The 16463-nt window shown below is 68.3% G+C and carries 15 protein-coding genes, 1 tRNA gene and 2 rRNA genes; 7 read left to right on the forward strand and 11 right to left on the reverse strand.

The window, feature by feature from the left end:
- The 4 genes from ACT6QK_RS12480 to mdoH form a co-directional block, all read left to right on the forward strand.
- On the forward strand, positions 1–347 hold a 347-nt coding region (locus ACT6QK_RS12480; RefSeq protein WP_444598147.1), incomplete at its 5' end, for a class I SAM-dependent methyltransferase.
- Between the two features lie 22 nt (positions 348–369).
- Positions 370–1464: a CaiB/BaiF CoA transferase family protein gene (locus ACT6QK_RS12485; protein ID WP_444598148.1), complete on the forward strand. Its 1095-nt coding sequence runs from the start codon at positions 370–372 to the stop codon at positions 1462–1464.
- 54 nt (positions 1465–1518) lie between these two features.
- Positions 1519–3333 (forward strand): acyltransferase family protein, encoded by a 1815-nt coding sequence (locus ACT6QK_RS12490; protein ID WP_444598149.1) that lies wholly within the window; start codon positions 1519–1521, stop codon positions 3331–3333.
- A gap of 123 nt (positions 3334–3456) precedes the next feature.
- Positions 3457–5376, forward strand: a complete 1920-nt coding sequence (gene mdoH, locus ACT6QK_RS12495) for a glucans biosynthesis glucosyltransferase MdoH (protein ID WP_444598150.1) — start codon at positions 3457–3459, stop codon at positions 5374–5376.
- Positions 5377–5447: 71 nt separating this feature from the next.
- Here the strand turns inward: mdoH and gcvA are convergent, their stop codons facing one another.
- Positions 5448–6377, reverse strand: a complete 930-nt coding sequence (gene gcvA, locus ACT6QK_RS12500; RefSeq protein ID WP_444598151.1) for a transcriptional regulator GcvA — start codon at positions 6375–6377, stop codon at positions 5448–5450.
- Between the two features lie 80 nt (positions 6378–6457).
- Here gcvA and ACT6QK_RS12505 point away from each other — a divergent pair, with 80 nt between their 5' ends.
- Positions 6458–7456, forward strand: coding sequence for a cysteine synthase A (locus tag ACT6QK_RS12505; RefSeq protein ID WP_444598152.1), 999 nt, complete (start codon positions 6458–6460; stop codon positions 7454–7456).
- Position 7457: 1 nt separating this feature from the next.
- Here ACT6QK_RS12505 and rlmJ read toward each other — a convergent pair whose 3' ends face one another.
- Positions 7458–8279 carry a 23S rRNA (adenine(2030)-N(6))-methyltransferase RlmJ gene (gene rlmJ / locus ACT6QK_RS12510; RefSeq protein WP_444598153.1) on the reverse strand — a complete coding sequence of 274 codons (822 nt, stop codon included), beginning with the start codon at positions 8277–8279 and terminating at the stop codon, positions 7458–7460.
- Between the two features lie 160 nt (positions 8280–8439).
- On the opposite strand from rlmJ, the gene ACT6QK_RS12515 reads away from it, so the two are divergent.
- Both ACT6QK_RS12515 and ACT6QK_RS12520 read left to right on the forward strand, forming a co-directional pair.
- On the forward strand, positions 8440–9471 hold the full coding sequence (locus ACT6QK_RS12515; RefSeq protein ID WP_444598154.1) for a DNA topoisomerase IB: 1032 nt from the start codon (positions 8440–8442) through the stop codon (positions 9469–9471).
- Between the two features lie 53 nt (positions 9472–9524).
- Positions 9525–10142 carry a thermonuclease family protein gene (locus tag ACT6QK_RS12520; RefSeq protein WP_444598155.1) on the forward strand — a complete coding sequence of 206 codons (618 nt, stop codon included), beginning with the start codon at positions 9525–9527 and terminating at the stop codon, positions 10140–10142.
- Positions 10143–10151: 9 nt separating this feature from the next.
- Here the strand turns inward: ACT6QK_RS12520 and tdh are convergent, their stop codons facing one another.
- The 9 genes from tdh to ACT6QK_RS12565 form a co-directional block, all read right to left on the reverse strand.
- Positions 10152–11204, reverse strand: a complete 1053-nt coding sequence (gene tdh / locus ACT6QK_RS12525; protein WP_444598156.1) for an L-threonine 3-dehydrogenase — start codon at positions 11202–11204, stop codon at positions 10152–10154.
- Complete coding sequence (locus ACT6QK_RS12530) at positions 11204–12394, reverse strand: glycine C-acetyltransferase (RefSeq protein ID WP_444598157.1); 1191 nt, start codon at positions 12392–12394, stop codon at positions 11204–11206. Before ACT6QK_RS12530 ends, tdh begins: the two co-directional genes overlap by 1 nt.
- An 85-nt stretch (positions 12395–12479) precedes the next feature.
- Positions 12480–13316, reverse strand: coding sequence for a DUF4232 domain-containing protein (locus ACT6QK_RS12535; RefSeq protein ID WP_444598158.1), 837 nt, complete (start codon positions 13314–13316; stop codon positions 12480–12482).
- A gap of 54 nt (positions 13317–13370) precedes the next feature.
- On the reverse strand, positions 13371–14357 hold the full coding sequence (gene trhO / locus ACT6QK_RS12540) for an oxygen-dependent tRNA uridine(34) hydroxylase TrhO (protein ID WP_444598159.1): 987 nt from the start codon (positions 14355–14357) through the stop codon (positions 13371–13373).
- Positions 14354–14905 (reverse strand): 2'-5' RNA ligase family protein, encoded by a 552-nt coding sequence (locus ACT6QK_RS12545; RefSeq protein ID WP_444598160.1) that lies wholly within the window; start codon positions 14903–14905, stop codon positions 14354–14356. The genes trhO and ACT6QK_RS12545 overlap by 4 nt, the downstream gene beginning before the upstream one ends.
- Entirely contained in the window at positions 14902–15792 is an 891-nt protein-coding gene (locus ACT6QK_RS12550) for an ROK family protein (protein ID WP_444598161.1), read from the reverse strand. The genes ACT6QK_RS12545 and ACT6QK_RS12550 overlap by 4 nt, the downstream gene beginning before the upstream one ends.
- A gap of 137 nt (positions 15793–15929) precedes the next feature.
- Positions 15930–16006 (reverse strand) — tRNA-Met (locus ACT6QK_RS12555).
- Between the two features lie 75 nt (positions 16007–16081).
- Positions 16082–16196 (reverse strand): 5S ribosomal RNA (gene rrf / locus ACT6QK_RS12560).
- Positions 16197–16268: 72 nt separating this feature from the next.
- Positions 16269–16463 (reverse strand): 23S ribosomal RNA (locus ACT6QK_RS12565); the annotation flags it as partial.

Genomic DNA, 16463 nt, shown 5'->3' on the forward strand with positions numbered 1-16463 from the left:
GGCTTCAGATCATCACCATCCGCGACGACCTTTTCGAGGGCTACCGGCGCCGCGTCGACTTCATCCAGCGCTACGTCTTCCCGGGCGGCATGCTGCCTAGCCGGGCCCGCCTGGGCGAGGTCATCGCCGAACAGGGCCTGACCGCCGGCGCTGAACGCAGCCTCGGCCTCGACTACGCCCGCACCCTGAACCTCTGGGCCGCCAACTATCGGTCGGTGAAGAGCGGCATGGACCAGACCTTCGACCGGCTCTGGCTCTTCTACCTCGGCTACTGCGAGGCGGGTTTCGCCACCGGCCGGACCGACGTCATCCAGCTCAGCCTATCGGCGCCGGAACAGGCCCGCTAACCTCCCCCGAAAGGGAGAGTTTATGACCGACGCCCAGGGCCCGCTCGCCGGGATGCGGATCGTGGAGTTCGACGCCATCGGTCCGGCGCCGCTCGCCGCCATGATCCTGGCCGACCTCGGCGCCGACGTGGTGCGTGTCTGCCGTGGCGGCGGCGGCTTCTGGGAGAACACCGGCGGGGCGGTGCTCAACCGCAACCGTCCCCACCTCAACCTAGACCTCAAGGCGCCCGAGGACCGCGACCGCGCGCTGGACCTCGTCGGTCGCGCCGACGCCCTGATCGAGGGTTTCCGTCCCGGCGTCATGGAGCGTCTCGGTCTTGGCCCGGACGCCTGCCTCACCCGAAACCCCCGCCTCGCCTACGTCCGCATGACGGGCTGGGGTCAGTCCGGACCGCTGGCCCAGCGCGCCGGCCATGACCTCAACTCCATCGCGCTGACCGGCGCCCTGCAGGCCATGGGATCGCCGGACGCCCCGCCGCCCGTTCCCCTGAACCTCGTCGGCGACTACGGCGGCGGGGCCATGTTCGCCGTCGTGGGCCTGCTGTCGGCCGTGACCTCCGCCCGCACCACCGGCCGAGGTCAGGTGGTGGATGCGGCCATGACGGACGGAACCTCGGTGCTCTCCAGCCTGTTTCACGCCCTCGCCGCGGGCGGCCTCTGGACCTCGGCCCGGGGATCCAACCTGCTGGACGGCGGGGCGCCCTTCTATCGCTGCTACGCCTGCGCGGACGGCGGCTTCGTCGCCGTCGGCGCCCTGGAACCGCCCTTCTTCGCCGCTCTCGTCGCCGGCCTGAAGCTCGATTTCGACCCCGCCGCCCAATACGACCAGACGCGGTGGCCCGACCTGGCCGCCGCCTTGGAAAGCGCCTTCGCCGCCCGGCCTCGCGATCACTGGACAGCGGTGTTCCAGGACACCGACGCCTGCGTCACCCCCGTCCTGTCCTTCGCCGAGGCAGCCGCCCACCCCCATCTCGCCACGCGCGAAACCCTCCCCTCGATCGACGGCCTGACGCAGCCCGCGCCGGCGCCCCGGTTGTCCCTCACCCCCGGCCGGATCGACCCCGCCCGCCGAGGCGAGACGACCTTCGACGCCCTCATCGACCGCTGGCGCGACTGATCGGGCCGGTTTTGTCGCGTGGACTTCACGGGCCGGCTGACGCATAGGGGCGCGGTGAGCGCCGCCGCATCCCCCTCCACCCGTCGTCACGATCTGGACTGGATCCGGGTGGGCGCCTTCGGCCTGCTGATCTTCTATCACGTCGGGCTCGCCTACAGTCCCTGGGACTGGCACCTGCACAGCCGCCATACGCTGGAATGGATCCGCGAGGCGGTTCTGGTCACCAATCCCTGGCGTCTGACTTTGCTGTTTCTGGTCTCGGGCGCGGCCGTTCGGTTTATGACCCTGCGGCGCACGGCGGCCGAGACCGCCCGCCTGCGCATCGCCCGCCTCGGCCCGCCCCTGATCTTCGGCGTTCTGGTGCTCGTGACGATCCAGTCCTGGATCGAGGCCATGGACAAGGCCGGCTGGAACGCGGGCTATCCGGCCTGGCTGATCCATGAGTTCAGCGGGTCCGGCCTCGCCGACGGCGTGCCGTTCAACCACCTGTGGTTCGTCGTCTACATCGCCGTCTACAGCTTCGTGGTCGTCGCCCTGATGTACCGGCCGACCTGGATCGCGGCGATCGAGGCCGGCATCGGCCGCGCTCTGGCCGGGCCGCGCATCCTGTGGGTCCCGGCCCTCTACCTGATCGTCGTGCGGGTGATCCTCTATCCGCCCTTCGGCCTGACCAACAATCTGGTCTGGGACTGGTACAACCACGCCCAGTCCCTGGCCGCCTTCCTGTTCGGTTTCTTCGCCGCGCGCGAGGTCTCCATCTGGAAGTCCTTGGAACGCCACCGCTGGATCGCACTCGGCGTCGCCGCCGTCGCCCTGCCCCTGATGATGCTCCAGGTCGCCCATCCCGGCGGCGGGGCGTTCCATGGCATACCTCGCAATATCGTCGTGGCCATCGACCAGTGGGCGGTGATGGTCGCCATTCTCGGCTTCGCCAGCCTGCATCTGCGCCAGAGGTCCGGTCCGGTCCTCGCCTATCTGAACGACGCCGTCTTCACCCTCTATCTGGCGCACCAGACCCTGCTGGTGATCGCCCTGTGGTGGATCCGCCCGGCCGACCTGCCCGTCGGTGTCGAGGCGCCGATCCTGGCCGCCTTCACCCTCGGCGGCAGCCTCATCATCTATGAGATCGTCCGCCGGGTGCCGCTTCTGCGTCCGATCTGGGGCCTGCGTCCCCTGCCGGGTCGTCCGACCTTCGGCCTGCCCCATCCCGGCCCCTATCGTCGTCGCCGGCTCCTGCTGACCCTCGGCGTCGCGGCCCCCGTCCTGGCCATCCTGACCGTGGCCCTGGCCATGAGCGCCTATCCGGACTTCGACAACGCCCGCCAGTACCTCAGCGAGCTCGGCGGCGCTAACGCCTCCATGCCCCTCATCTTCAACGGCGGGGTGCTGCTGGCCGGCGTCATGGCGGGTGCGGCGGGCGTAGGGCTGGGCCTCGCCCTCATGGCCATCACCGGCCACCGGATCGCGGGCGTTCTTACCGCCGTCTGTTTCGTTCTCGCCGGGATCGGACTTGCGGCCTCCTGCCTGATTCCCTGGCCGGATCCGATGCATGCAAAGGTGTTGAACCTCGCCCTCGGCATCCAGATCGCGCCCCTGCTCCTGCTCTGGGGCCTGTCCGCCCGGCGCGACATGCCGCGTCTGAAGCTTTTCCTGATGGCGGTTTTCGTGATCATGGCCGTGCTGACGGTCGTCACCCACCACATGGTCTTTCCCGGCACGGTGAACGACGCCAATGTCGGCTGGTGGGAACGGGGCTATGCCCTTGTTCTGGTGGGTTGGACGGGCATAGCGGCCTGGCTCCTGGGCCAGAAGCTTCGCCTGGATGGGGAACCGTCGCCCACCGACGCCCCAGATCGGGCCGGAAAGTAAAAAAACACGCGGTTATCACGATCGCGTGATTGATTTTCACGAAAATGCGTTCATGCTGCGCTGCACTGGCCTGCGCGCCCTCTCCCCCATGCGCGCGGCCCTTCTCGGGACGTCACGACAGCGATGAACAGGCTTGCCCTTCGCAGCGAGGATTTTCTGGCGGGCGCGGAGACCTACGGGGTTTCCGACTGGCTGCCCGATGACGCGCCCCTGGCCATGCCGATCCAGTCGCTCGACCACACGGTCGTCGTCGATCACGTCGACACAACACCAACGAACATCGCCGCGCGCCGCTGGCTGCTGGTCGCCGCCAGCCTGGTCCTGACCGGCCTGGCCGCCGTCACCCCCTGGGTTCTCTATGCTCGCCACGGCTTCGACAAGCTGGAGGTCCTGGGCTTTGGCCTCTTCCTGGTCCTGATCGCCTCGATCTCCTGCTGGTTCGCCAACTCCGCCATCGGCCTGTGGGTGCTACTGACCCACCGCGAGCAGGAAGACCTCGACTTCGCCCCCCACCCGCCTGCGCCGACCACCCGGACGGCCCTGCTGATGCCCCTCTACAACGAGGACGCCCACGCCGCCCTGGCCCGCCTGGCCAAGATCGACGCGAGCCTGGCGCGTCTGGGCGTGTCGGACGCCTTCGATTTCTTCGTCCTGTCGGACACCAACAAGGCTCCGGCCCTGATGACCGAACAGGCCGCCTTCGCCGGCTTCCGGCTGCGCGCCCACAGCCAGGCCTTCTATCGCCACCGCGAACTCAATACGGAAAAGAAGGCAGGAAACATCACCGACTGGACCCGTCGTTTCGGCGCGGCCTACGAGCAGATGGTGGTGCTGGACGCCGATTCGACCATGGCGGGCGAAACCCTGCTGCGGCTGGTCGACGCGATGGAGCGCAACCCGGGCGTCGGCCTGATTCAGACCGCCCCGACCATCATCAAGGCCCAGACCCTGTTCGCCCGCGTGTCGCAGTTCAGCGTGCGCCTGTATGGTCGCGTCGCCGCGGCCGGCCTGGCCTGGTGGACGGGTTCGGAAGGCTCCTACTGGGGTCACAACGCCATCCTGCGCACCCGCGCTTTCGCCGAGGCCTCGGGCCTGCCGCACCTGGACGGCAAGGCGCCGTTCGAAGGTCATATCCTCAGCCATGACGTCGTCGAGGCCGCCCTGCTGCGCCGCGCCGGCTGGGCCTGCCACGTCACCGCCGCCCTGGACGGCTCGTGCGAGGAGACCCCGCCGACCCTGACCGACTTCATCCGCCGCGAGCATCGCTGGTGCCAGGGCAACTTGCAGCACATGGCCCTGCTGGGTTCGCCGGGCCTGTCCTTCGCCAACCGCACCCAGCTGTTCATGGGGGTCCTGGCCTACGTCGCCTCGGCCCTGTGGTTCTCGGCCCTGGTGGTCGGTCTGGCCATCGAGCTGCAATACGCCCCGGACTGGTCATCCTTCCTCTATTTCCTGAACCCCCAGTTCTCGCCCTTCATGCTGGCGGCCCTGCTGGCCGGTGTGCTGCTGATGGGCCCCAAGGTCATGGGCGCCGCCCTGGTCCTGTCGCGTCCGCGCGAACGCCGGGCCTTCGGCGGCGGCCGTCGCGTGGTCTCGGGCATGCTGGCCGAGATCGCCATGTCGGCCATCCTCGCCCCCATCCTCATGGTCGCCAACACCGTCTCGGTGGTGAAGATCATGTCCGGTCAGAACGCTGGCTGGCATGCCCAGCAGCGCGACGCCGACGGCATCACCTGGGGCGACGCTTTCCGCTCCATGCGTTGGCAGATGATCGCGGGCGCCGCCTTCGTCGTGGCCCTGGGCTTCCGCCCGGACCTGGCCAGCTTCTTCGTGCCGATCGTCGGCCCCCTGCTGCTCTCCGCCCCGATCGCCAAGTGGACCTCGCGTCAGGCCTCCGGCGCCGCCTTCGCCCGTCGCGGCTGGTTGGTCACGCCTTCGGGCGATGAGGAAAGCGCAGCCCCCATGGTCATCCACGGCCCGGCCCGCCCGAACCTGATGACCGACGACGCCCGCGTCCGCGCCCTGCGCGCCCTGCAGGCGTAAGGGTGTAGGGTGTACCAATAGAGGCTGGGGTTTATCCTTCCCCACACCCTAGTCCCCAATCCCTACTCTCCCTACAGCCCGCCCATCGAGTTGTCGTGGTGCACCGCCTGCTTCTTCAGCCAGGCGACGAAGGCCAGGGTGCTGGTCGAGGCCGGCCGGTCGCGCGGCATGACCACATGATAGGCGAAGCCGACCGCTTCTGATCCATCCGCGAACGGCGCGACCAGCTTGCCGGCCTCCAGGTCCGCTTGGGCCAGGGTGCGCTTGGCCAGGGCCACGCCACGACCGGCGACCGCCGCCTCGATCAGCATGTCCGACTGGTTGAACCGCGACCCGCGCCGCGCATCCGCATGTTTGACCCCGCGCGCCTTCAACCACATCGGCCAGTCGGGGCGGCTGGGATCGGCGTCGTTGGACATGTCGTGCAGCAGGGTGTGCCCGACCAGATCAGCGGGATTGCGGATCGGCCTGTCGCCCTTCAGCAGGGCCGGGGCACAGACGGGCAGCACCGTCTCGGTCATCAGCCGCTCGACAACATGACCCGGATAGTCGCCCGGCCCATAGCGTACCGCCAGATCGGCCTTGCCCTCGCCCAGCACAACCGGCTCCATATCGGCCGAGATCCATACTTCGACCTCGGGATGGGCGGCGTGGAAATCATCCATGCGCGGCATCAGCCATTTGGAGGCGAACGAGGGCGCCACGCTGATCGAGACCTGACGCCGGCGCGGCGGCTCCCTGAGCATGGCCGAGGCGTCCATCAGCCGCTCGAAACCTTCCCGCAACAAGGGCACGGCCCCCCGCCCCAGATCGGTCAGCTGCAGCCCCTTGGCCTCGCGCAGAAACAGGGGCCCGCCGACGACGTCTTCCAGCAAGCGAATCTGCTGGCTCACGGCGCCGGGCGTCACCGACAATTCCTCGGCCGCCCGAGAGAAATTCAAGGTGCGCGCGGCGCTTTCAAAGGCGCGCAGGGCGTTGAGCGGGAGAAGAGGTCTGGCCATGCCGTTAGAAATCCTATCAGCCGCTCAAACACAAATCCTTTTATAAGGTGCGCTGCAACGCATCGCCTGAGGCTTCCTCCGTGTCCACCTCCCGTTCCGTCCTCGACCTCATCGGCGACACCCCCCTGATCCGCCTGAACCGCCTGTCGGATCAGACGGGCTGCGAAATCCTCGGCAAGGCGGAGTTCCTGAACCCCGGCGGTTCGATCAAGGATCGGGCGGCCCTGTCCATCGTCCAGTCGGCGCGAGCCTCGGGCGCGCTGCGGCCCGGCGGAACCATTGTCGAGGGCACGGCGGGCAATACCGGCATCGGTCTGGCCCTCGTCGGCGCGGCTCTCGGCCATCCGGTGGTCATCGTCATGCCCCGCACCCAGTCCGAGGAAAAGAAGCAGGCCGTCCGCGCTCTCGGCGCCCGGCTGATCGAGGTCGACGCCGCCCCCTTCTCCAGCCCCAACCACTTCGTCCACTATTCCGGACGGCTGGCGGCCGAGCTCAACGCCGAACTGTTCGAGGGCGCGATCTGGTCCAACCAGTTCGACAACCTCGCCAACCGCGAGGCCCACTACCGCACCACCGGCCCGGAAATCTGGGCCCAGACCGGTGGCCGGATCGACGGCTTCGTCAGCGCCGTCGGCTCGGGCGGCACCCTGGTCGGGGTCTCGACCTACCTGCGTGAACAGAACCCCGACATCGCCATCGGCCTGGCCGATCCCGGCGGCGCGGCCCTCTACAGCTGGTTCACCAACGGCGAAATGAAGGCCGAGGGCTCCTCCATCACCGAGGGGATCGGCGTGGCCCGCATCACCGGCAATCTGGAAGGCTTCAAGCCCGACCACGCCTGGCGGGTCGAGGACGCGGAGTTCCTGCCCATCCTGTTCGACCTGGTCCAGTATGAGGGCCTGTCGCTGGGCGGCTCGGCCGGCGTCAACCTCGCCGGCGCCGTCCGGCTCGCGCGCGCACTCGGCCCCGGCAAGACCATCGTCACCTGCCTGTGCGACCCCGGCGCCCGCTATGCGTCGAAACTGTTCAACGTCGACTTCCTGAAGTCCAAGGGCCTGCCGGTCCCGACCTGGGTCTGATCTACAGCCGCCAGACCTCGGCCTTCGCCCCGGCTTCGCCCAGAGTCTGCGCCACCCAGCCGCAGACCTCGGCCGCCGCAGCGTCCGTCCCATCGGGCGCGTTCAGCATGACCATGGCGCAGCCGTTCATCTTCATCGGATTGGTCAGGGGCCGCAGCCGGGCCTCGGCGACCAGCACGTCGCCCGACAGACGCCGCAGGAAGCCGTCAAACGTCTCCATGTCCTTGATGGGTGTCCAGACCGCCACGTTCGCGGACCGGTCGGCGCCCACCACCGACATCGCCGTCTCCGCCGAGCGCACATAGTCATCAGGCTTCTCGAACGGCGGATCGATCAGCACCAGCGGCGCCCTAACGCCTCTCGCGACCTCCATCGCCCGGTCATAACCGTCGCCCGCCTCGCCGCTCGCATTCGCGAACCCCGCCAGGGCCTGATCCAGCAGGTCCACGACCGGCGGGTTCAGCTCGAACCCGCGATAGCCGTCCCCGACCCGAAGCGCTCGCGCCACCAGCAGCGGCGACCCCGGATAGAAGCGCACTTCATCGGCGCCGTCATTCACCGCCCGCACCTCGTCGGCCAAGGCCGCGATCGCGGGCGGCAGCCCCTCGGCCGCCATCAGCCGCATCACCCCGGCCTCGGCCTCCTTCGACCGCGCCGCGTCGCCCGTCAGGTCATAAAGGCCCGCCCCGGCATGGGTGTCGATCACCGTCACCGGCCCGCCGGCGGCGACCTGACTCTGGCGCGCCTTCAACAGCCACAGCACCAGGGCGTGCTTGACCAGATCGGCGAAGTTTCCGGCGTGAAAGCTGTGACGATAGTTCATCCCGCTCCGTCCCGCGCCCGGCGCCCAAGGTCAAGGGCCCCGGGGTCAAGAGGAACCGCCGCGACCGAAGAGTCGTTGCTGTCCGGCCATCTCCCCGGACCAAGCCCATGTCGCCTGCCCCCGCCCCCGCCTCCGCCCTATTCCACCGGAGGCGAGGCTGATGGCCGACGGTTCCGCGCGGATGGCCGCCGACCTCGCCTTGCCCCAGGCGCCCGAGGGCTTGCGGTGGTGCAACGACGACCGTCCGGGCCTGTCGCGACGGCCCAGCGGCAAGGGCTTCCGCTATATCGACGCCACCGGCGCCACGGTGACCGACGCGAAGACCCTTGAGCGCATCCGCCTCCTCGCCATTCCGCCCGCCTGGACCGACGTCTGGATCTGCCCCCTGATGCGCGGCCACATCCAGGCCACCGGCCGCGACGCCCGGGGCCGCAAACAGTATCGCTATCATCCCGACTGGAGCCGTCACGCGGCCGAGACCAAGTTCGAGCGCCTGCCCGCCTTCGCCCGCGCCCTGCCGAAACTGCACGCGCGCGTCGAGGCCGATCTGAACCGGCGCGGCGCCAGCCGGGACAAGGTGTTGGCCACTGTCGTCCGTCTGCTGGAACTGACGCTGATCCGGGTCGGAAACGCCGAATACGCGCGCCAGAACCGCTCCTATGGCCTGACCACCCTGAACAAGCGCCACCTCGACATGGACGGCGCCGCCCTCCGCTTCGCCTTCCGGGGCAAGAGCGGCAAGGATCATGAGGTGACCATAAAGGACCGCCGCCTGGCCGCCGTCGTCCGCTCCCTGCGCGAACTACCCGGCCAGCAGCTGTTCAAATACCGCGACGCCGACGGCGATCTCTGCCCCGTGACCTCCGACGATGTGAACGCCTATATCCGCGACGCCATGGGCGAGACCTTCTCGGCCAAGGACTTCCGCACCTGGGCCGCCACCGTTTCGACCGCCCGGGCGCTCAGGGACGCCGGCGCTGCTGGATCGCCGACGGCGGCGAAACGACAGGTCAATCTCTGCATTCGCGCGGTCGCCGGCCTCCTCGGCAACACCCCTACCGTCTGCCGCGCCTCCTACGTCCACCCTGCAGTGCTGGACATGTACGCCGACGGCCGTCTCGGAGCCCTGCCCGGCCCGACGACCAAGGGATTCGAGATCGCCCTGATCCGGATGCTGTCTCGCCCAGGGTAAAGCGATCTTAACCGGGTCGGTCGCAACCTCCCGCCTTTCGGGGGCAGGCGACCATGACGACACGGACGGCGACGAGAGGTCGGGTGATCCCCTTCCGGCGGCCGCGCCGCGCCTGGCGTCTGTCACCTGTCGAAATCCTGGGCGCCGTGGTGATTCTGGCCCTCTGCCTCGCCATCGCGGCGCCGCCCGCCTGGCGTGACGTCGCCGCCGATCTATGGACCGCGCCCGCCGCCGCATCGCCTTCGCCGTCAGACGCAACGAGCGGTCTCATCGGGCCCGCCCGCGTCATCGACGGCGACACGCTCGAGATCAACGGAGAGCGCATCCGCCTCCATGGCGTCGACGCCTTCGAACGCGACCAGACCTGCGGCGCCGGCGCCTCGACCTGGTACTGCGGCCTGGCCGGAACCGACGCCCTGACCCGCCGGCTCGACGGGCGCACCGTCTCCTGCGAGCCGCTGGACACGGATCGCTACGGCCGCACCGTCGCCCGTTGTCGCACGGGCGGAGAGGATATCGGCGCCTGGATGGTCGAACGGGGCATGGCCCTCGCCTACCGCCAATACAGTCTGGACTATGTCGAGGCCGAGGATCGGGCCCGCACCGCCCGCCTCGGCGTCTGGCGCAACGCGGCCTTCACCGCCCCGCAGGACTGGCGCACGGCCCGCTAGAAGGCCCCCTTAAGCGGCCTTGTCCCAGTTCAGCACCACCTTGCCCGACTGACCGGCCTTCATGGCCTCGAAGCCTTCGGCGAACCGCTCGTAGCCCATGCGGTGGGTGATCAGGGGCTCCAGATCCAGCCCGGCCTTCAGCAGGCCCAGCATCTTCCTCCAGGTCGTGAACATCTCGCGCCCATAGACGCCCTTGATGTTCAGGGCCTTCAGGATGATGGCGCCCCAGTCGGTCTCCATCGGCTTGGCCGGAATGCCCAGCAGGGCCATGCCGCCGCCCATGATCAGGGTATCGACGCATTGCTTGAAGGCGATCGGCGAGCCCGACATCTCGAGCGCCACATCGAACCCGACCTTCAGGCCCAGCTCGTGCATGACGTCCCTCAGGTCTTCCCTGGTCGTGTTCACCGTGCGCACGCCCGGCGCCACCTTCTGCGCCAGGTCCAGACGGAAGTCGTTGATGTCCGTCAGCACGACCGTCCGCGCGCCCGCGTGACGCGCCACCGCCGCCGCCATCATCCCGATGGGCCCCGCGCCGGTGACCAGAACATCCTCGCCCAGTAGGTCGAACTGCTGGGCGGTGTGCACCGCATTGCCGAACGGATCGAGGATGGAGGCCACGTCGTCGGACACGTCGTCCGGCAGTTCGATGACGTTGAACGCCGGAGCGACCACGAACTCGGCGAAGGCGCCCTGACGGTTCACCCCGATGCCGCGCGTGTGGGGGTCCAGATGGAAATGCCCGGCCCGCGCCGCCTCGGAGTTGAGGTCGATGACATGGCCCTCGGCCGAGACCCGCTGGCCGATCTTCAGCGGCCGATCCACCTCGGACCCGACGGCGACGATCTCGCCGGAAAACTCATGCCCCGTGATCATCGGGGTCGGCACATTCTTCTGGGACCACTCGTCCCAGTTCCAGATGTGGATGTCCGTGCCGCACACGGCCGTCCGCTTCACCCGGATCAGCACGTCCTCGGGCCCCGGCGTCGGAACGGGGGCGTCGATCAGTTCCAGCCCGGGAACGGGACCGGTCTTGGCCAGGGCCTTCATGGTGTGGGTCATCAGATTACTCCCAACTCTTTACCAGCCTGCTTGAACGCAGCGACGGTCTGATCGATGTGGTCGAAGGTGTGGGCCGCCGACATCTGCGTCCGGATGCGCGCCTGGCCGCGCGGCACCACCGGGAAGCTGAAGCCGATCACATAGACGCCCAGCTCCAGCATCCGCGCCGCCAGATCCTGCGCCAGCTTGGCGTCGCCCAGCATGACCGGGATGATCGGATGCTCGCCGGGCAACAGGTCGAACCCGGCCTCGGTCATGGCCGAGCGATAACGGGCGGCGTTGGCGGTCAGCTGCGTCCTCAGGGCGTCGCCCTCGGCGCCTTGGGCGATACGGATCGCCTCCATCGAGGCCCCGCAGATCGACGGGGCCAGGGCGTTGGAGAACAGATAGGGCCGCGCCCTCTGTTTCAGCAGTTGCACCACAGCCGAGGTGGCGCAGATGAAGCCGCCCATGGCGCCGCCCAGCGCCTTGCCGAAGGTGCCGGTGACGAAGTCCACCTGAACCCCGTGATGGGCGAACGACCCGCGCCCCTTCGGGCCCAGGAAGCCCGTCGCATGACAGTCGTCGACCATGATGAGGGCGTCGTACCTGTCGGCCAGAACCCGGATATCCTTCAGCTTCGCGATATAGCCGTCCATCGAGAAGGCGCCGTCGGTGGCGATGATGATGTCGCGCGCGCCCGCCGCCCGGGCCTCCTGCAGCCGCGTCTCCAGTTCGTCCATGTCGGAGTTGGCGAAGCGGTAGCGTTTGGCCTTGCACAGCCGCACCCCGTCGATGATCGAGGCGTGGTTCAGACTGTCGGAAACGATCGCGTCTTCCTCGCCGAACAGGGGCTCGAAAAGGCCGCCGTTGGCGTCGAAGGCGGCGGCGAACAGGATGGCGTCCTCGAACCCCAGATAGTCGGCGACCGACCGCTCCAGCGCCTTGTGGATGTCCAGCGTCCCGCAGATGAATCGCACCGAGGCCGTCCCGCCGCCACGCTCATCAGACGCCGCCTTGGTTGCATCGACGATCCTCTGGTCGCCCGCCAGACCCAGGTAGTTGTTGGCGCAGAGATTGAGCACGCTGCGCCCGCCGACCTCGATCATCGGACCTTGCCGGCTGGCGATGACCCGCTCAGGCTTGGTCAGCCCCTGGGCGTCGATATCGGACAGTTCGCGGCTGACGCGGTCGTGGAAAGCGGTCGGCATGGGCCCTCGCGAATGGCGGTTCAGGCGCGTCGGATTACGCCCAAACCCTCGCCCGCGCCACCCCGGCGAAGACCATCGCTCCGGCCTAGTTCGGCGAGGCGTCCGCCGGGCGCAGCGGACTCACCCTGACCCGCCCGCCGCAGGGGGTGAAGGTCTGGGCCATGTCCAGTGGCGTGGCGTCTCCGGGGGCGGACACCCTGACGGTCGTCGCCGTCGGGCAGACCGTCTCCCCCTCGGCCTCATGCGGCACGACGTTCCAGGCCAGGTCGAATACCGCCTTCGCGCCCGGAGCCAGGGTCAGGGTCTTCGGCGCAGGCCCGCCGTTGAAATAGTTGTCCGGCCCGCGCTCGGCCACGACGTTGGCGAGCGGCACGCCCTTGCCGTCCAGCACCGACACGGTCGGATATCCTCCGGTGACGCAGGTGTTCGGCCCGGTGTTGGTCAGGGCCAGCACATTGACCCGGTTGCCCATCCCGGCGTCCCCCCCGTCGAGCGACAACTTCAGTTGGCCACCGACACAGGGCGGCGGCGTAACGGGCGCCGGCGCGGCGCGACTGCAGCGTTCCAGCACCGGCCCCGGCTGCCCGCCGGTCTCGATCCGGGTCAGAACCCCCGTTTCCTGGTCGCCGCGCGTCGCAACCCGCCACTCGACACCCTCGCCCGTGTATCGGGCCCCACTGCCCGACGGCGCCGCCGCCAGCGACAGGGTCTTGCCGTCCCGGGTCACCCGGGCCTGCGACTGGCCAATATAGATTACCGACACCGTTCGACCGCCTTCGCAGGCATAGGCCGTCGCCGGCGCCGTCGGATCGGTCGCGGGCGGCGCCGCGTCGGCCTCGGCGGCAGGCGGCGTCTCCGGCGTCTCGGCCGGCGGACTACAGGCCGAGAGCGTCAGTCCGACAGCAGCGAATCCGCCAATCATGGCGGTGGCGGGTCTGGATCGATCGGACATCAGACGCATGGGCTGGAACCTCGTTCAGGAGGGATCAACGTCCGGACCGGCCGAATGGCTCCGCTTGTCGATCCGGTCGGCGGCCTCCTGGCCGATGTGGGCGATACCTCGCCGCGCCGCGATCTCCACCTGTCGCTGCCGCTCGGCATAGGCGGCCCGACGCTCGTCCGCCCGGTCGTCGGCGCATCGCTCGCAGGCCACGCCCTCGACGTACTTGGGAGACCGCCGCCCCGCCTTGCTGACGGGCATCCGACAGGCCCGGCACAGGCTGTGCGATCCGGCCGTCAGGCCATGCCCCACCGCCACCCGCTCATCGAAGACGAAACATTCCCCGCGCCACAGGCTTTCGGGCTCCGGCACGGTCTCCAGATAGCGCAGGATTCCGCCCTTCAGATGCAACACGTCCTGCACCCCTTCGGTCTTCAGCAGGGCCGTCGCCTTCTCGCAGCGGATGCCGCCGGTGCAGTACATCGCCACCCGCTTCGCCCCCCGCTCGGCGATCAGGGCCCGCCCCTCGGCTTCGAACCAGGCGGGAAAGTCACGAAACCCGGCCGTATTGGGCTGGACCGCATGTTCGAAGGCCCCGATCTCCCCCTCATAGGCGTTGCGCGTGTCGATCACGAGCGTGTCGGGATCGGCGATCACGGCGTTCCAGTCCTCGGCCGCCACATAGGTCCCGACGTTTCCGACCGGATCGACGTCCGGCCGCCCCAGGGTGACGATCTCGGCCTTCACACGCACTTTCAGCCGATGAAACGGCCGCGTATCGCTCCAGGCGTATTTGACCTCCGGCGCCTTCAGCCCGGGCGTCGCCCGGATGACCGCCAACACCGCCTCGACCCCGACTTCGGGTCCCGCGATGGTGCCGTTCACCCCCTCATGGGCCACCAACAGGGTCCCGCGCACGCCTCCCGCCTGCGCAGCCTCCTCCAGCCGCGCCCGAAAGGCTTCCGGATCCTCGATCCGTGCGAATCCATAGACGGCGGCGATACGAACAGCGGCGGTGTTCACAACAGACTCCAGCGGCCCAGTTCCTCATGGGCCGCCTTGCCATGCAGGCTGCGGACCAGCAGCACCTCCCGCGCCTCCCACACCAGAGGCTCGTCCAGTCGGATCGGCTCGAACGCCGGGCCGCCATAGGCGACGGTCAGATGCGGCCGCTGCCCGCCCATCACGTCTTTCCCCAAGCTTCGCGCCGCTTGGGTCAGCTGACGGCGCACCTCCAGAAAGGCGTCCGGCGTCTCCGCGCAACCCAGCACCACCGCGCCGTTCCCGAACCGCTCCAACCGGTCGAAGACCAGTCGAAACGCCGCCCCGCGCATCAGGTCGCCGATCTGGATCGCCCGCGCCACCGCTCGGGGATCGTACGTCCCCACCAGAACCAGGATGGCATGGAGGACGGACGCCGGACGCCGCTGCGACCCTGGCGGCGCGAGTCGCTCGGCCAGATCGCAGGCCGTCCGACGCGCCGCCTCCGTGCCGCCGATCATGAAGAAGACATTGTCCGCGCTCGACGGATCAACGGCGGCGGCGACCTCATCATCCGCGAACAGAGTCATGCCCCGGCGATCTCCCGCGCCATGATCAGGGCCCCTTCCAGCCCGGCGTTCTCCAGCGCGGCAGGGACCAGATAGCCGCCCTCGCCGGCCACCACGCTCGCACCATAGCCGTTCAGTTCCTGGCGCATCCGCGATTCGATCTCCGGGATCAGCCCCTTCGTCCCCATCACCCCGCCGCCCAGCACGATCCGTTGTGGCGACCAAGCCAGCAGCAGGGTCGCGCAGAACTGCCCCAGATAGTCGGCCGCCAAGGCCCGCACCTCGGCCGCGTCCTCCAGACGCCGTCCGTTCAACCGATCCCCAAGGGCGGGCCCGGCCGACAATCCTTCGGCGCAGTCGGGATGGAAGACGCATCGGCTGGGCGTCCGGTCATTCTCCGCACGCCGCACCCGTACGTGTCCGATCTCGGGGTGCAATGCGCCCTTCAGCGTCAGGCCGTTGATCGCCATTCCACCGCCAATGCCGGTCCCTACGGTGACATAGGCGACGGTATGAAGCCCGCGGGCCGCTCCGATCGCCTGCTCTGCGAGGGCCGCCACGTTGACATCCGTGTCAATCGCGACAGGAGCGTCCAATGCGTCAGCCAGTCGGCGGCCCAGGTTGAAGCCGCTCCAGCGGGGTTTGGGCGTGGCCAGCATGACGCCGTAGTCCGCAGAGGTCGGATCAATTACCAAAGGCCCGAAACTCGCAAGGCCAATGCCGGCGACACGCGCCCCGGCTGGCGTCGCCTCTTCCACCGTCCGGACCAGCACGGCTTGAGCCGTTTCCGGACCCTCGGTGGGAAGGCGAACATCGGCCAGAACCGCCCCGTCAGCCGCCACGACGCGGCAAAGGATCTTAGCCCCACCGGTTTCGATTCCGACAAACACCGGGTGGGGATCGGACACTGGGTTCACTTCAGGGCTCTTGTCGTCCGGCTGCTAACCGCGCGACGGCCTTATACCTGACCTGGAGGCTGGCGGACGCGCGAAGATCAGCCCGAAACGCAAAAACGCCGCCCGATCTGGGCGGCGTCTTTGATGTTTGGGTGCGGGAGCAGGATTTGAACCTGCGACCTTCAGGTTATGAGCCTGACGAGCTACCGGGCTGCTCCATCCCGCGGCAAACGGTAGTGTGAAGGAAGAAGTGTTCAAGATTGCGCCAGATAGGCGCTGCAACCCCCTGTCCGCCTGGTAGACCCGGCGGCGACCTACTCTCCCGCGCCTTGAGACGAAGTACCATTGGCTCTGGAGGGCTTAACGACCGAGTTCGGGATGGGATCGGGTGGGGAACCTCCGACATAGCCACCAGGTCAACCAGGCGGACAGAAGGATTGCGAAAAGACATTGTCGTATTCGAAAAATCGAATGAGTTTTGCTGAGAAACGATCAAACCGATCGGATTATTAGTACCAGTAAGCTTCACACGTCACCGCGCTACCACACCTGGCCTATCAACGTGGTAGTCTTCCACGATCCTCAGCGAAGCCTTGTTTTGAGGTTAGTTTCCCGCTTAGATGCTTTCAGCGGTTATCTATTCCATACTTAGCTACCCTGCTGCACAGCTGGCGCCATGACAG

Source organism: Brevundimonas sp., assembly GCF_052436175.1.
GTDB lineage: Bacteria > Pseudomonadota > Alphaproteobacteria > Caulobacterales > Caulobacteraceae > Brevundimonas.